Genomic DNA, 15,292 nt, shown 5'->3' with positions numbered 1-15,292 from the left:
GCGTTCTCGGACCGCGGTCTCGGGCCGGGTTCTCGGGCCGGGTTCTTGGACCGGGTTCTCGGGCCGGGTTCTCGGACCGCGATCTTCGACTTCTTCGACCGCGTTCTTCGACCGCGTTCTTTGATCGATTCCTCGACAGCATTCTTCGACGTCGTTCCTTCGACGGGTGTCGAAACGTCCGCGGCCTAGCCTGGGCCCATGAGGCAATCGCCAACCGTGCCGGCGCCGGACGTCTCCGGGGGCGGCGACAGTGATATCGCGGCCGTCGGCTCGCTGGTGGCCGACCCCGGACGGTGCCGGATCCTGCTGGCGCTGGACGACGGCCGGGCGCTGCCGGCGAGCCGGCTCGCCGCGGAGGCCGGGGTGAGCGCCGCGACGGCCAGCTCCCACCTGGGCAAGCTGACCGCCGGAGGCCTGCTGACCGTCGAGGCGCACGGGCGCCACCGGTACTACCGGCTCGCCGGGCCCGAGGTGGGGGAGCTGATCGAGGCCCTCCAGCGGCTGGCGCCGGCCGCACCCGTGCGGTCGCTCAGGCAGAGCAGCAGGGCGCGGGCGCTGCGCCAGGCGCGCACCTGCTACGACCACGTCGCAGGGCGGCTCGGCGTGGAGCTGATGCGGGCGATGATCGAGCGCGGGTACGTGGCGGGCGGCGACGGCACGTACGACCCCGCGGTCGCCGTCGAGGACGGGCGCACCGGGTACGGAAAGGACGTGGAGTACGTGCTGACCGGCGCCGGGCGGTCGTTCCTCGCGGAGTTCGGGGCGCGGATTCCCGAGCGGCGGCGCCTGATGCGGTACTGCGTCGACTGGAGCGAGCAGCGGCACCACCTGTCGGGGGCCGTGGGGCGCGGGCTTCTCGACCGCCTGCTCGAACTCCACTGGGTGCGGCGCTCCGGGGACAGCCGGGCGGTGTTCGTCACGGAGGAGGGCGGGGCCGGGTTCGCGCGGGTCTTCGGGGTGCGGGTGTAACGGGAGTCGCGGGCGCCACGGATGTCTTGCACGTCACGGGCGTCGTCACAGGCGTCACGGGTGTCACGGATGCCATGCGCGTCACGGGCGTCACAGGCGTCACGGGTGTAAGGGGCTCCCACGGGAATACCGCGTGGCACTCGCGGCCGCGGGAATTACCCTGACGAGCATGAACATATGCCGTGTCCGGTTCGACCACCCCGACGCAGTGAAGCTGAACGACCGTGTGCTGCTGGAGTACGCCGAGCGGTACGGCGACGGGGACGGCGACGCCACGCCGCTGGAGGCGGAGATGTTCGAACCGCCGCGGGGACTCTTCCTGGTCGGGTACGACGAGCAGGGCGTGCCCGTGGCGACCGGCGGCTGGCGGAGCCAGGAGACCAACGACATGGGCTACTCCGACGGCGACGCCGAGATCAAGCGGATGTATGTCGTGCCCGAGGTACGGGGCCGGGGCCTCTCGCGGGTGATCCTGGCGGCCCTGGAGGCCGACGCACGGGCCGCCGGGCGGGTGCGGATGGTGCTGGAGACGGGCACCAAGCAGCCCGAGGCCATCGCCCTGTACGCGTCGAGCGGCTACGAGGAGTGCGCCAAGTTCGGCCACTACCGCGACGACCCGCTGAGCCGCTGCTACGCAAAGCCGCTCGCGGAAGTGGCCGAGGTGTAGCCCCGGGAGGGGCCGAGGGGGAGTCCCGGGAACGGCCGAGGGGGAGTCCCGGGAACGGCCGTAGGGGTGGCTCCGGGGCGGTGGCGCTCCGGGGCGGAGGACGCTCCGGCGCCGCGGGGTGGTGGCGCGGTCAGGACCCCGTGGCCTGGCCCGGCTCCGTGGGCCCGGACGCCGTGCGGCGGTCCAGGGCGAGGGAGAGTTCCGCCTCGACGATGGTCTTGGCGAGCGGGCGCAGGGATTCCGGGTCCTCGTCGGGGGCGTACCGGCCGACCATGTCCGTGAAGAGTTCCGCGAGGGCGTCCGTGTGGGCGCGCACGCGGTGGCCCGCCTCCAGGACCTCGGCGAGGGGGACGCCCCGGTGCACGAGCGCCGAGGACGCGTCGAGCAGGCGCCTGCTGACGTGCACGATCTCCTGGCCGTCGGTGCCGAGATAGCCGAGTTCCAGGGCCTTCGCCAGGTTCTCCGCGGTGTCCTGGCCCGCGAACCGGTCCGCCAGTTCCTCGGGGGTGAGGCGCACCGGGATCTCCTCGGTGGGCGTGCCGAGGCCCAGCAACTCGCCGACCCCGCGGCCGTGGTCGAACGCCTCCGCGAGCTCGGCGATCCCCGTGAGGGTGTGGCCGCGGTCGAGCAGCGCGGTGATGGTGCGCAGGCGGGCCAGGTGGCGGTCGTTGTACCAGGCGAGGCGCCCCTCGCGGCGGGGTGGCGGGAGGAGCTTGCGCTCGCGGTAGAAGCGGAGCGTGCGCACCGTGATGCCCGCGGCGCGGGCCAGCTCCTCGGTCCGGTACTCGCGGGCCCCGGCGGCAGGGTCGGGGTCGGGGCCGTGTCCGGGGTGGGGGCCGGGGTCGGGTTCTGCGTCTGGCACGTCCGTCACCCTACGGCGTGGGGCGGAGCCGGTCCGGCTGCTTCCACGGTCCCCCGGGATCGGGCCCGGCACAGGGCCGGGCATAGGGCCCGGCACAGGGCCGGGCATAGGGCCGGCATAGGGCCCGATGGGGCGCGCCGTACCCTCGGTAACATTCCCGTCCGCACCCCTACCCATGAGTACGCGCCTCCCCTACGCTCCCATCGTGCCAGTGGTCACTGGCGCGATCGTCCGGCGTGGCGACCGCGGGATGTGGGAGGTCCGGATGGACGGGCATGTGCGGATGGACGGGCATGTACAGGTGGACCGGCCTGTACAGGTGGACCGGCCTGTGCAGGGAGGCGGGCAAGCACAGGCGGACGGGCACGTGCGGGTGGACGGGCACGTGCGCGTGGCGGTGATCGGGTCCGGCTTCGGCGGGCTGGGGGCCGCCGTGCGGCTGCGGCGCGCGGGCGTCACCGACTTCGTGGTGCTGGAGCGCGGTGACGCGGTCGGCGGCACCTGGCGGGACAACGCCTATCCGGGGTGCGCCTGCGACGTGCCGTCGCACCTCTACTCGTTCTCCTTCGCACCGCACCCCGACTGGCCGCGCACCTTCTCCGGCCAGGAGCACATCCGCGGCTACCTGGAGCACGTCGCCGACACCTTCCGGCTCCGCCCGCACCTGCGGCTGCGCTCCGAGGTGACACGGCTGCGCTGGGACCCGCGGCGGCTCCGCTGGGAGCTGGAGATCGGCGGACTCCCGGGGCTCACCGCCGACGTGGTCGTCTCCGCGACCGGCGCGCTCTCCGACCCCAAGGTCCCCGACATCCCCGGCCTCGGCTCCTTCCCCGGCGAGGTCTTCCACTCGGCACGCTGGAACCACGGCTACGACCTGCGCGGCAAGCGGGTCGCCGTGGTCGGCACGGGGGCGTCCGCGATCCAGATCGTGCCGTCGATCCAGCCGGACGCCGAGCGGCTGACGCTCTTCCAGCGCACCCCGGCCTGGGTGCTGCCGCGCGCCGACCGCGAGATCACCCGCGCCGAGCGCTGGCTGCACCGGAACCTGCCGTTCACCATGAAGGCGCGGCGCGCGATGCTGTGGGGCATCAGGGAAGTCCAGGTCCAGGCGTTCACCAAGTGGCCGAACGAGCTGGGGCTGATCGAGCGGCTCGCCAAGCGGAACATCGCCCGCGGCATCGGCGACCCGGCGCTGCGCAGCCGGCTCACCCCCTCGTACCGCATCGGCTGCAAGCGGATCCTGCTCTCCAGCTCCTACTATCCGGCGCTCGCCCGGCCCAACGTGGACGTGGTCGCGGCGGGCCTCGCCGAGGTGCGCGGCTCCACCGCGGTGGGCTCCGACGGCAGTTCGGCCGAGGTGGACGCGATCGTCTTCGGCACCGGGTTCCACGTCACGGACATGCCGATCACCGAGCGGGTGGTGGGCGCGGACGGGCGCACCCTCGCGGAGAGCTGGCAGGGCGGCATGGCGGCGCTGCGCGGCGGCACCGTGGCGGGCTTCCCCAACTTCATGACGGTCGTCGGCCCCAACACCGGGCTCGGCAACTCCTCGATGATCCTCATGATCGAGTCCCAGCTGAACTACCTCGTGGACTACCTGCGGCGGCTCGACACCCTCGGCGCCCCCGGCGAGCGGGTCGCGCTCGACGCCCGGCAGGGGGCGGTGGACGCCTGGAACGCGGCGGTACAGCAGCGCATGAAGCGCACGGTGTGGAGCACCGGCGGCTGCACGAGCTGGTACCTGGACGCGCGGGGCCGCAACACCACGATCTGGCCCGGTACCACCACCGAGTTCCGGGCGGCGACCCGCCGCGTGGACCTCGCGGAGTACGACGTGGTCCGGGCACCGCGGTTCTCGGATGACGACGACCGCACGGGCGGAGCCGGTACGACGACGACCCCGGATGACGACCACCGCCCCGGCGCGATCGGTACGGCGACGGCAGCGACCACGGCAGGCACAGCCAGGACAGCCGACACGGCGAGCACGGCCTCCGCGGCTGGGGCGGCCGGCGCGGCACGGACGACGGAGGCCGGAGCGTGAGCGGAACGAGCGGAGCAAGGGGAACCAGCGGAACGAGCGGCACGAGCGGAGCAAGGGGAACGAGCGGCACGAGCGGGACGAGCGGAGCAAGCGGGACGAGCGGTGCGCGGGGGACGGCGTCCGCGGACCCCGGCACCGGGCGGGAGGCGACGGCCCGCCGCGGTGGCAGCGGACCCGAGGGGGACCGGCGCGGCAGGCGGCCGGAACCCGTCCCGGCCGGGCCGTACGCACCGCCCCCGCCCGCCTCGGAGTTGACCGCGGTCTCCGCCGACGGCACCTCGCTCCACGTCGAGTCGCACGGCCCGGCCGACGCGCCCGCCGTCGTGCTGGTGCACGGCTGGGCGTGCAACACCGCGTTCTGGGCGGCCCAGGTACGCGACCTCGCCGCTGACCACCGCGTCATCACGTACGACCTGCGCGGCCACGGCCGCAGCGACGTGCCGGAGGGCTCCGCGGGCTACGGCACCCGGCAACTCGGCGAGGACCTGGCGGCGGTGCTCGCCACCGCGCTGGAGCCGGGACAGCGCGCGGTCCTCGCGGGGCACTCCATGGGCGGGATGACGCTGATGGCCGCGGCCGGCGCGGAGGAGGTGCGGGAGCACGCGGCAGCGGTGCTGCTGGTCAGCACCGGAGGTTCCCGCCTGCTCGCAGAGTCGCTGCTGCTGCCGATGCGCCCCGGCCGGATGCGTTCCCGCGGCACCGGCATGGTGCTGAACTCGCGCGCGCCGCTCGGCCCGGTCACGCCGCTCAGCAAGCGGATCCTCAAGTACGGGACGATGGGCCGCGCCGCGACGCCGGAGATGGTCGAGGCCGCGGCGCGCGTCGTGCACGCCTGCCCGCGCGGGCCCCGGCACCACTGGTCGAAGGTGCTCGGGTGGCTCGACCTGGACGCCGAGGCACGACGGCTCACGGCGCCCACCGCGATCCTCGTCGGAACCGCGGACCGCCTGACGCCGCCCGTCCACTCCCGGCGCCTGGCCGAGGCGTTGCCGCGGTGCGTGGAGGCTACCGAGCTGCCCGGGCTCGGCCATATGGTGCCGTTGGAGGCGCCGGACGAGGTGAACGGTCGCATACGCGAGCTGGCCCGCAGGTACGTGCCGGCGGAAGGCGGCGCGAAAGGGGTGGCGTCCGCATGAGCGGCACGGGGAAGAGCGTCATGAGCGGCACCGGGAAGAGCGTCCTTGAGGGGCGGGTCGCGGTCGTCACCGGGGCCGCGCGCGGCGTCGGGGCCCTGCTGGCGCGCAAGTTGTCGGCGCGCGGCGCGACGGTGGCGCTCGTCGGGCTCGAACCGGAGGAGATGAAGGCGGTCTCCACGCGGCTGCACGGCGAGAGCGCCCACTGGGAGGCGGACGTCACCGACCGGACCGCCATGGAGCAGGTCGCCCGGGACGTCGGTGCGCGGTTCGGCAGGACCGACGTCGTGGTCGCGAACGCGGGCGTGGCCACCGGCGGCCCGTTCGCCACCTCCGACCAGGACGCCTGGCGGCGCGTCATCGAGGTCAACCTCATCGGGTCCGCGACCACCGCCCGCGCGTTCCTGCCCGCGCTGCTGGAGAGCAGGGGCCACCTGCTCCAGATAGCCTCGCTCGCCGCGATCACGCCCGCGCCCCTGATGACCGCGTACTGCGCGTCCAAGTCCGGCGTGGAGGCGTTCGCGCACAGCCTCCGCACGGAGGTGGCGCACCGCGGCGTGAGCGTCGGCATCGGCTACCTGTCCTGGACCGACACGGACATGGTGCGCGGCGCGGACGAGGACGAGGGCATGCGGGAGCTGCGCGGCCGGCTGCCGTGGCCGGCGGGCAAGACGTATCCGGCGGGACCGGCGGTGGACCGGCTGGTGGCCGGCATCGAACGGCGCTCGGCGCACGTGTACGGGCAGTGGTGGCTGCGGGGGATGCAGCCGGTGCGGGGCATGCTGCCGCCGATCATCAGCGCGATCGGCAGGCGGGAGATGCGGCGCGTCGACTCACGGATGCCCGCCGTGGGGCGGGGCCTCGTCGGAGCGGGCGGCCAGGCCGACGAGAAGGCCCGCGCAGCGGGCCGATCGGCCGACGGTGAGCTGACGTAGGGGTGTGCCTGCCCCTTCCGGGGCGGGGGCGTATGGGGCTGTTCTCTTGTGTGGGCTATGCCCCGCCCGGCACGCGGTGTGGCCTGTGCCCGTCAGGGGCGCGGGAACTGCGCGAGCAAGGCCCACTGCGGGGTGGTCCGGATGCGACAGAGAGTGCCCCTTCGGGCCGGTGGCGATGCACGGGTTCGTTGCGGTTGCTCGCGCAGTTCCCCGCGCCCCTTGAAGGCGGGGCTGCGCCCCGGCCCACTCAGGGGCGCGGGGAACTGCGCGAGCAACCACCCACCGGCAGGTGGTCCGGACACGACGGGAACCGACCCTCCCGGCCGGTGGCGACCCGCAGGGTCGAACGCAGCCCCGCGCCCCTGCCGGGGCGCCCCCGGCAGGGTGAGAGGGACACCGCGGTGACCCCCGCCGGGTCGCCCTCAGACGTCGTAGTCCTGCTCCATCCGATCCGCTTCCTCCTGCGCGGACCGCGGCTCGTCCTCGGAGATGATCATCCGGTGGTACCGCTCCGGACCACGCTCGGTGCGCTCCGTGCGCTCGGCACCTTCGGTGGGCGCGGCCTCCGGCCGCTGCTCCGGCCGCTGCTGCTCCGGCCGCTCTGCGCGGTCGCGCCGCTCCTCGTTCCTGTTTCCGTTCTCTTTCTCGTTGGCAGCCATGGGATCCCTCCATGGGTGGGGCGTTCAGACGGCCTCCGGATACTGCCGTGGCGGCAGTTTCGGGCGGATTCTGGCCGGTACGTGCGTGTGGTCGGGCGGGGCGGACGGCGGGTGCTCGGCGAGCAGTTCCAGAGCGACGTGCACGGCGTCGTCGAGCTGGGCGTAGCGGCCCTCGGCCCAGTCGAGCGGGGTGCGCAGGGCGGGGATGTCCGGGAGCACGCCGCGGTTCTCGACCGACCACCCGTACGCGTCGAACCACGCCGCGTTCATCGGCACCGTGATCACCGTGCCGTCGCCCAGGCGGTGCCTGCCGGTGATCCCGACCACCCCGCCCCAGGTGCGCTGACCGACCACCGGGCCGAGGTCCAGCAGCTTGATGGCCGCGATGATCATGTCGCCGTCGGAGGCGGTGGACTCGTCCGCGAGGGCGACGATCGGGCCGCGCGGCGCGTCCTTGGCGTAGGAGACGGGCTGGGCGCCGCGGGTGAGGTCCCAGCCGAGGATGCTGCGGGTGAGCTTCTCGACGACGAGTTCGCTGATGTTGCCGCCGGCGTTGCCGCGCACGTCCACGATCAGCGCGGGCAGCGCCACCTCCCGGCGCAGGTCGCGGTTGAACTGCGCCCAGCCCGAGCCGCCCATGTCCGGGATGTGCAGGTAGCCGCACTTGCCGCCGCTGAGCTCGCGGACCACCCGGCGCCGCCCGGCCACCCAGTCCTGGTACCGCAGCGGGCGCTCGTCGATGAGCGGCACCACCGCGACCCGGCGCGGGCCCCGGCCGCCCGCGCTGCCCTCGGCCGGTGTGAAGGTCAGCTCGACCGTGGTGCCGCCCGCCCCCGCAAGCAGCGGGAACGGCCCGGTGACCGGGTCGACCGGGCGCCCGTCGACGTGGGTGAGCACCGCGCCCTCGCGGACGCCCGTGCCGGCCAGCGGCGAGCGCGCCTTGGAGTCCGAGGAGTCACCGGGCAGGATGCGCCGCACCGTCCAGCCGCCCTCGCGGGGCACCAGGTCGGCGCCGAGCACGCCGATCAGCCGCTGGTAGTGCGGCGGCCCCTCGTTGCGGCGGGCCGGGATGACGTACGCGTGCGAGGTGCCCAGCTCGCCCAGCAGCTCCCGGAGCAGGTCGCTGAACTCGTCGGGAGTGGCGACCCGGTCGACCAGCGGCCGGTACTGGGCGAGCCGGCCGGGCCAGTCGATGCCGGCCATGTGCGGTTCCCAGAAGTAGTCCCTGATGAGCCGGCCGGCCTCCTCGAAGGCGCCGCGCCACTCGGCGGCCGGGTCCACCTCCTGGAGGATGCGGCGCAGGTCGATCCAGACGGTGGTGTCGAGGTCGCCGGGCCCGGTGGCCGGCATCGCGCGCAGCTCGCCCTGGTCGGCCACGACCAGCCGGGAGCCGTCGCCGCTGACGCCGAACGAGTCGAGGTGGAAGACGAGTTCCGACTTCCGGCACCGGGAGATGTCGAAGTACTCCAGCGTGGGCCGCCCCGAGAGGTCCGCGGGGTTGGCGAAGGTCTCGCCGAGCGCGCCGGAGATCGGCCAGCGCAGCCAGACGAGACCGCCGCCGGCCACCGCCTTGAGCGCCGAGTACTTGGAGGCCGTCACCGGGAACGGCGTCACGCGGCTCGCCAGGCCCTCCACCTCCACCGCCGCCGGACCGGCCGACATGGCCGCGGCGCGGGCGTCGGCCGGGTCGATGCCCAGCGGGTCGTGCGAGCCGGCCGCGGGCCGGCCGTCCGGCAGCAGCGCGAACGGCGACGGGATCGCGGAGGAGAGCGGCACGAGGTAGGGGCGGCAGCCGAGCGGGAAGGAGAGGTCGCCGGTGTGCACGTCGTACACCGGGTCGAAGCCGCGCCAGGAGAGGAACGCGAGGTAGCGGCCGTCTCGGGTGAAGACCGGGCTCTCGTCCTCGAAGCGTCCGTCGGTGACGTCCACGACGGTCCGCGCGACCAGCCCCGTGCCCGGATCGCCCGCCGTGGCGTCCTCGATGCGGGCCAGCTTGATCTGCCGCAGCGACCGCCCGATGCCCGGGTGCGACCACGTCAGCCAGCCGCCGTCGGGCGAGAACGCGAGGTCGCGCACCGGGCCGTTGGAGGACCGCACCAGCTCGCTCACCACGGTTGCGTCGTCCACCGCGGCCGGCGGCGCGCCGCGCTCCCCGCCGGCCCCGCCGCCGAGCTGCCCGTCGCCGTCCGGCTGCCCGGTCCCGCCCGCGGGTTCGCGGACCCCGACGTCGACCTGCCCCGTGGGCTCGCGGACCCCGGTGTCGCCAGGCCTCGCGGACCGGCGCACTCCGGCGTCGCCGGGCCCCGTGGCACGCGTCGCGCCCCGCGGTCCGGCGGCACGCGACCCGCCACCACCCGACCCCGCGGCACCGGCACCGGCAGTGGCACCGGCAGTGGCACCGGCCCCGTCCGGCCCGCCCTGAGCGGCCTGGGGGCCCTGCTCCGTCCCGAGCGCGGCCGCCGCGGCGTCCTCCGGATCGTCCGGTACGTCCACGATCAGCAGCCGGCCGTCGTGGGAGGCCATGGCGAGGCGCCGGCCCTCGGGGTCGGGGACCATCTCCAGGACCCGTCCGAGCCGCCCGGTGGCGAACCGCAGCGGCGGCGGCGTCCCGACGGCGCGCGGCAGGTACCCGATCTCGACGGAGTCCTCGCCCGCCGCGTCCGTGACGTAGGCGATCCGCCCGCTCGCGCCCAGCATCGCGGGCAGCCGCACCCGTACCCCCGGGGTGTCCGCGATGGCGCGGGCCGGGCCGTCGCGGTGGGTCAGCCAGTGCAGGCTGCCGCGGACCACGACCGCGCTGGACCGCCCCCTGGCGTCCACCGACAGCGCGTCCAGGTGCTGGGCGGGCGGTATCTGGTAGCGGCGGCGGCCGGAGCGCGGGCTGCCGAGGCGGACGTCCAGGCGGTGCGGGACGGAGTCCGGCGTCAGCTCGTCGACCATCCAGATCTCGCCCGCGCACTCGTACACCACCCGCCGGCCGTCGCTCGACGCGTGCCGGGCGTAGAAGCCGCCGTGATCGGTGTGGCGGCGCAGGTCGGAGCCGTCCGGACGGCACGAGTAGAGGTTGCCGATGCCCTCGTGGTCGGAGAGGAAGGCGATCCGGCCCGACACGAACATCGGGGATTCCAGGTGCCCCTCCAGATCCTCCAGCAGCCGCCTGCCGTGCATCCATAGCCGGCCCGTCCCGCCGCCGCGGTACCGCTTCCAGGACGCGGGCTCGTGCGGGGCGCTGCCGGTGAGCAGCAGGGTGAGGTGCTCGCCCCCGATGTCGGCGACGTCGATGGCGTTCACCGGGCCCCAGGGCAGCCGGCCGCCCGGTGAGCCGTCGGTGGGCACCTTGTAGGCCCAGGAGAAGTGCGAGAACGGCTGGCCGTGCGAGCCGACGGCGAGGATGCACGGCGGCTCGTCCGGCTGCGGCGGGGTCCAGCCGCAGATGCGGGTGTCGGTGGTGCCCCAGTACGTCAGCCGCCGCGCCGGGCCGCCCTCGACCGGCACCAGATGGATCTCCGGGTCGATGCTGCGCCAGCTCGTGAACGCGATGTGCCGGCCGTCGGGCGAGAAGCGCGGGTCGGCCACCTTCGTCCGGTCCGCGGTGAGCCGCCACGCGCGGCCCGTCGCGGTGCCGTCGGCCGTGAGGTCCGCCAGCCAGAGGTCGTCCTCGGTGCTGAAGCAGAGGCGGTCGCCGTGCACGTGGGGGAAGCGGAGGTAGCCCCTGGCGTCGGGTTCGCCCGGGGCGCCGGGCGCGCGGCCCGCGGCCGCTGCGTTCTCGCGCACGTCACTCACCCCACCAATGCTTTTCCGGCCGGCGCCGGGCGGCAACTCGTGCACGCCCCGCCGGCGGCGTCCCCACCCGGCGGCCCGCCCCCGCGAACGGCGCTCCCACCGGCTCGTGCCCGGTGCCCGCCGGGCCCTACTGGTGGACGGGCTCGGTCGCCGCATACGTCCGGCGCAGGAAACGGGTGAGCGCCGCCGAGTCGAACTGCACCACCGCCACATGCCGCTCCGACCGCAGCTCCACCACCGCCCGCACCCGGCCGCTCGGCCAGACCCGCACGTCGCCGCCGTTCACCGGGCCGCGCAGCCCGCGTTCCAGGAGGTCCCGGGAGAACGTCCAGTCGTGCGGCGGGGCACCGGGGGACTCCGGCAGGCTGATGCACACGTTGGTCGGGGCGGTGTCGGGGTCGTACCGCAGGTCCACCGGGACCTCCCACCGCTCCTCGGCCGCGTCGTCCGTGACGACGCGGACCTCCGTGTGCTCTTCCACGGCCTGGGACATGAAGCGCTCCTCACGCTGATGGTCGCCTTGTCCATTAATGTTCCATATTTTCGGTTTAACGAACCTCCGGAGGGTGGGGGAATGCGGGGGAATCCACGGGAGGGCGTGAAGGGGGGCGGGTCGGGGTGTCCGGTCGGGGGCGCCGGAGCGTCCGCCCCGGGGGCGATGGGGTGCCGGCCGCGGGGGGCGGCCTCCGATTGCGGAATGGTGGCTCTCACTTGAAGATGGCTCGCTGTTGCGAGTCATATGCAACAAGGCATGATGGTCGCGCTGCTTGTCGTATCAACGGCGGAGGTGGAGCACATGCATGTTCCCGACGGCTTTGTCGATGCCCCGGTCTCGGTCGCGGCCGGGGTCGTCGCCGCCGGCGCGGTGGCCGTGAGCCTGCGGGGCGCCCGCAGGGAGCTGGCCGGGGCTTCCGGCGCCGCGGGCGGGCCCGGCGGGCCCGGCGGGCCCGGCGGGTCCGGTGGGCCGCTCGCCGGGACGGGAGGCGGGGAGCGCACCGCGCCGCTCGCCGGACTCGTCGCCGCGTTCATCTTCGCGGTGCAGATGCTGAACTTCCCGGTGGCCGCCGGCACCAGCGGTCACCTGCTCGGCGGTGCGCTGGCCGCGATACTCGTGGGCCCCTTCACCGGGATCCTGTGCGTGTCCGTGGTGCTGCTGATGCAGGGCGTGCTCTTCGCCGACGGCGGCCTCACCGCGCTCGGCGTGAACATCACCGACATGGCGCTCACCACCACGGTCGTCGCCTACGCCGTCTTCCGCGGCCTCGTGAAGGTGCTGCCGCGCGGCCGGCGCTCCGTGACCGTCGCCTCCTTCGCCGCCGCGCTGCTCTCGGTGCCGGCGGCGGCCGTGGTCTTCACCCTGGTCTACGCGCTCGGCGGCACCACGGACGTGCCCATCGGGAAGGTCGCCTCGGCCATGATCGGCGTCCATGTGCTGATCGGCATCGGCGAGGCGGTGATCACCGCGCTCACCGTCGGCGCCGTGATCGCGGTGCGGCCCGACCTGGTGTACGGGGCGCGGGGGCTCGCCCGTCCGCTCAAGCTCCGGGTGGGCGGCACGCTGGTCGACGCGCCTGCGGCACCGGCCGGCGCCGCGACCGCCGCGGCCACCGCGGTCCCCGAGGCCGGATCCGCCGCCGGCCCCGCGGCCACCGCGGCCACGACCACCGGCGCCGGGGCGCCCGGGACCGCCGCGCCCACCGGAACCCCGCGCCGCTCGCGCCGCAAGGTGTGGCTCACCGGCCTCGTCGCCTCCCTCCTGCTCGCCGGCTTCGTCAGCTTCTACGCCTCCGCGAGCCCCGACGGCCTGGAGAAGGTCGCCCACGACAAGGGCATCGACAAGAAGGAGCAGAAGCACGCCGCCGACGGCTCCCCGCTGGCCGGCTACGGCGTCAGGGACGTCGCAGACGCCCGGCTCTCCGGCGGCCTCGCCGGTGTGATCGGCGTCGGTGTCACGGTGGTCGCGGGCAGCGCCGTCTTCTGGGCGCTGCGCCGCCGGGGCGGCACGAGCCCCACCGCCGTCCCGCGCCAGGAAGGTGCCTGAGCCATGAGCGCCGTCGGAGGCACCGCACACGCCGCACACGCCGCGGGCAGCGGGGCGGCGCACAAGCTGTACCGGCACGGCCGCTCGCCCGTGCACGCCCTGCCGCCGCAGACGAAGATCACGGCGGCGTTCGGCTTCGTGGTCGTCGTGGTCGCCACGCCCCGCACCGCCCTGTGGGCCTTCGCGCTCCACGCGGCGCTGCTCGCGGCCGTCGCCGTGGCCGCCAGGGTCCCGGCGGCCTTCCTGCTGAAACGGCTGCTGATCGAGGTCCCGTTCGTCGCCTTCGCGGTGCTGATGCCGTTCGTCGCCACGGGCGAGCAGGTGCACGTCCTCGGGCTCCCGCTCAGCGTGGCCGGCCTGTGGGGCGCCTGGAACGTGCTCGCCAAGGGCACCCTCGGCGTCGCGGCCTCCGTCCTGCTGGCCGCCACCACCGACCTGCGCGCACTGCTGCTCGGCCTGCAACGGCTGAAACTGCCGCCGCTGCTGGTGCAGATCGCGTCGTTCATGATCCGCTATGGGGACGTGATCACGGACGAGATGCGGCGGATGCGGATCGCCCGCGAGTCACGGGGCTTCGAGGCGACGGGGCCCCGGCACTGGCGCGTCCTCGCGAAGTCCGCGGGCGCGCTGTTCATCCGCTCCTACGAGCGGGGCGAGCGGGTGCATCTGGCGATGGTCAGCCGCGGCTACACCGGCACGATGCCGGTGATCGACGACGTGGCGGCCTCCCGCGCCCAGTGGTCCCGCGCACTGGCCCTGCCGTCGGCGGCCCTGGCCGTCTGCCTGACGGGATGGATCCTGTGACCTCAGCAGCCTCGTCGAAGTCGTCACCCTCGCCAGCGTCGGCACCTTCGTCGACGTCGTCACCTTCGTCTACCTCGGCATGTTCGCCGACCTCGGCACGTTCGTCGGGGTCGTCACCTTCGTCGACGTCGTCACGTTCCTCAGGGGCGGCACCTTCGTCGACGGGGTCACGTTCCCCAGGGTCGTCGCCCTCGTCGCCCTCGTCGCCCTCGTCGCCCTCGTCGCCCTCGTCGCCCTCGTCGCCGTCGCCGTCGTCGCCGTCGTCGCCGTCGTCGCCGTCGTCGAGCGGCGCGCCCGTGCCCGTGCCGTCGGCGGAGGCGACCGAGGTCGTGCCGTCGGCGGAGGCGGTCGGGGTCGTGCCGTCCGCGGAAGGGCCCGGAGCCGTGCCGTCCGCGCAGGCCCCCGCGCCGCCGGACACCGCGCGGTCCGGTCCGCCGTCGCTGGAGGTGGCGGGCCTCGCCTTCGCTTACCCGGACGGCCACCAGGCCCTGTTCGGCGTCGACCTCACCGTCGGCCGGGGCGAACGCGTCGCGCTGCTCGGGCCGAACGGCGCCGGCAAGACCACGCTCGTCCTGCACCTCAACGGCATCCTGACCGCGGGCGCGGGCACCGTGCGGGTCGCCGGGCTGCCGGTGGCGCGCGGCACCATGGCGGAGGTCCGGCGCCGGGTGGGCATCGTCTTCCAGGACCCCGACGACCAGCTCTTCATGCCGACGGTGCGCGAGGACGTGGCCTTCGGGCCCGCCGCGGCCGGGCTCAAGGGCGCCGGGTTGGAGGCGCGGGTACGGGGCGCGCTGGAGCGGGTCGGCATGGCGGAGTTCGCCGACCGCCCGCCGCACCACCTCTCGTTCGGCCAGCGGCGCCGGGTCGCCGTCGCGACGGTCCTCGCGATGGAACCGGAGATCCTGGTGCTGGACGAGCCGTCGTCCAACCTGGACCCCGCCTCCCGCCGTGAACTCGCCGACATCCTGCGCTCCCTGGACGTCACGGTCCTCATGGTCACCCATGACCTGCCGTACGCCATGGAACTCTGCCCCCGCGCCGCCATCCTCAGCGAGGGCGTCATCACGGCGGACGCCCCTACCGCCGACCTCCTCTCCGACGCGGAACTGATGCGACGTCACCGCCTGGAGCTCCCCTTCGGCTTCGACCCGCGCATGGCGGCACGGAGCCGCTGAGAGGCACGGCGGCACGGCACCTCCGAGAGCGGTGGCACGGTGCCGCTGAGCGAGAGCGCGGAGACGGCGAACGCGTACGGCACGTCAGCCGCGGCCTGCGCCGGTCACGTGGCGGCCTGTGCTGGTCACGTGGCGGCCTGTGCCGGTCACGTTGCGGCCTGTGCGGTCACGTCCGCCGGTCATGTCGCCGGTCACGTTGCGGTTCTTGCCGGTCACG

13 protein-coding genes are annotated in these 15,292 nt (G+C 74.6%); 8 read left to right on the top strand and 5 right to left on the bottom strand.

Annotated features, from left to right (window positions below):
* Positions 1–198 precede the first annotated feature (198 nt).
* Positions 199–969 (top strand): helix-turn-helix transcriptional regulator, encoded by a 771-nt coding sequence (locus tag Sm713_RS25525; protein WP_212912430.1) that lies wholly within the window; start codon positions 199–201, stop codon positions 967–969.
* Between the two features lie 169 nt (positions 970–1,138).
* Positions 1,139–1,636 (top strand): GNAT family N-acetyltransferase, encoded by a 498-nt coding sequence (locus Sm713_RS25520; protein ID WP_212912429.1) that lies wholly within the window; start codon positions 1,139–1,141, stop codon positions 1,634–1,636.
* A gap of 130 nt (positions 1,637–1,766) precedes the next feature.
* On the opposite strand, the gene Sm713_RS25515 is transcribed toward Sm713_RS25520, so the two are convergent.
* Positions 1,767–2,498: a MerR family transcriptional regulator gene (locus tag Sm713_RS25515; RefSeq protein WP_283249822.1), complete on the bottom strand. Its 732-nt coding sequence runs from the start codon at positions 2,496–2,498 to the stop codon at positions 1,767–1,769.
* Between the two features lie 205 nt (positions 2,499–2,703).
* Here Sm713_RS25515 and Sm713_RS25510 point away from each other — a divergent pair, with 205 nt between their 5' ends.
* The 3 genes from Sm713_RS25510 to Sm713_RS25500 all read left to right on the top strand — a co-directional run bounded on the left by Sm713_RS25510 (position 2,704) and on the right by Sm713_RS25500 (position 6,610).
* The gene (locus Sm713_RS25510) at positions 2,704–4,542 is read left to right on the top strand and encodes an NAD(P)/FAD-dependent oxidoreductase (RefSeq protein ID WP_249416681.1); all 1,839 of its coding nucleotides are present in this window, start codon (positions 2,704–2,706) and stop codon (positions 4,540–4,542) included.
* Between the two features lie 251 nt (positions 4,543–4,793).
* On the top strand, positions 4,794–5,678 hold the full coding sequence (locus tag Sm713_RS25505; RefSeq protein ID WP_212912427.1) for an alpha/beta fold hydrolase: 885 nt from the start codon (positions 4,794–4,796) through the stop codon (positions 5,676–5,678).
* 20 nt (positions 5,679–5,698) lie between these two features.
* Positions 5,699–6,610 carry an SDR family oxidoreductase gene (locus Sm713_RS25500; protein ID WP_212914824.1) on the top strand — a complete coding sequence of 304 codons (912 nt, stop codon included), beginning with the start codon at positions 5,699–5,701 and terminating at the stop codon, positions 6,608–6,610.
* 422 nt (positions 6,611–7,032) lie between these two features.
* Here the strand turns inward: Sm713_RS25500 and Sm713_RS25495 are convergent, their stop codons facing one another.
* The 3 genes from Sm713_RS25495 to Sm713_RS25485 form a co-directional block, all read right to left on the bottom strand.
* Positions 7,033–7,269 (bottom strand): hypothetical protein, encoded by a 237-nt coding sequence (locus Sm713_RS25495; protein WP_212912426.1) that lies wholly within the window; start codon positions 7,267–7,269, stop codon positions 7,033–7,035.
* Positions 7,270–7,293: 24 nt separating this feature from the next.
* The gene (locus Sm713_RS25490; protein ID WP_249416991.1) at positions 7,294–10,959 is read right to left on the bottom strand and encodes a S41 family peptidase; all 3,666 of its coding nucleotides are present in this window, start codon (positions 10,957–10,959) and stop codon (positions 7,294–7,296) included.
* Between the two features lie 220 nt (positions 10,960–11,179).
* Positions 11,180–11,545, bottom strand: coding sequence for an SsgA family sporulation/cell division regulator (locus tag Sm713_RS25485; RefSeq protein WP_212912425.1), 366 nt, complete (start codon positions 11,543–11,545; stop codon positions 11,180–11,182).
* Positions 11,546–11,848: 303 nt separating this feature from the next.
* On the opposite strand from Sm713_RS25485, the gene Sm713_RS25480 reads away from it, so the two are divergent.
* From Sm713_RS25480 to Sm713_RS25470, 3 genes are all read left to right on the top strand, one after another.
* Positions 11,849–13,093, top strand: coding sequence for an energy-coupling factor ABC transporter permease (locus Sm713_RS25480; protein WP_212912424.1), 1,245 nt, complete (start codon positions 11,849–11,851; stop codon positions 13,091–13,093).
* 3 nt (positions 13,094–13,096) lie between these two features.
* Positions 13,097–13,897 carry a cobalt ECF transporter T component CbiQ gene (gene cbiQ, locus Sm713_RS25475; protein ID WP_212912423.1) on the top strand — a complete coding sequence of 267 codons (801 nt, stop codon included), beginning with the start codon at positions 13,097–13,099 and terminating at the stop codon, positions 13,895–13,897.
* 383 nt (positions 13,898–14,280) lie between these two features.
* Positions 14,281–15,075: an energy-coupling factor ABC transporter ATP-binding protein gene (locus Sm713_RS25470; protein WP_249416989.1), complete on the top strand. Its 795-nt coding sequence runs from the start codon at positions 14,281–14,283 to the stop codon at positions 15,073–15,075.
* An 84-nt stretch (positions 15,076–15,159) separates the two neighbouring features.
* Here Sm713_RS25470 and Sm713_RS41250 read toward each other — a convergent pair whose 3' ends face one another.
* Positions 15,160–15,291, bottom strand: a complete 132-nt coding sequence (locus tag Sm713_RS41250) for a hypothetical protein (protein ID WP_283249821.1) — start codon at positions 15,289–15,291, stop codon at positions 15,160–15,162.
* Position 15,292 lies beyond the last annotated feature (1 nt).

This window comes from Streptomyces sp. TS71-3 (genome assembly GCF_018327685.1).
GTDB lineage: Bacteria > Actinomycetota > Actinomycetes > Streptomycetales > Streptomycetaceae > Streptomyces.
This window is presented reverse-complemented; position numbering and strand designations above follow the sequence as displayed.

What these genes read in the sequence shown, in the direction of transcription:
- Sm713_RS25525 (WP_212912430.1), top strand. Translation starts at nt 199, where the DNA reads ATGAGGCAATCGCCAACCGTGCCGGCGCCGGACGTCTCCGGGGGCGGC.
- Sm713_RS25520 (WP_212912429.1), top strand. Translation starts at nt 1,139, where the DNA reads ATGAACATATGCCGTGTCCGGTTCGACCACCCCGACGCAGTGAAGCTG.
- Sm713_RS25500 (WP_212914824.1), top strand. Translation starts at nt 5,699, where the DNA reads ATGAGCGGCACCGGGAAGAGCGTCCTTGAGGGGCGGGTCGCGGTCGTC.
- Sm713_RS25495 (WP_212912426.1), bottom strand. Translation starts at nt 7,269, where the DNA reads ATGGCTGCCAACGAGAAAGAGAACGGAAACAGGAACGAGGAGCGGCGC.
- Sm713_RS25485 (WP_212912425.1), bottom strand. Translation starts at nt 11,545, where the DNA reads ATGTCCCAGGCCGTGGAAGAGCACACGGAGGTCCGCGTCGTCACGGAC.
- Sm713_RS25480 (WP_212912424.1), top strand. Translation starts at nt 11,849, where the DNA reads ATGCATGTTCCCGACGGCTTTGTCGATGCCCCGGTCTCGGTCGCGGCC.
- cbiQ (WP_212912423.1), top strand. Translation starts at nt 13,097, where the DNA reads ATGAGCGCCGTCGGAGGCACCGCACACGCCGCACACGCCGCGGGCAGC.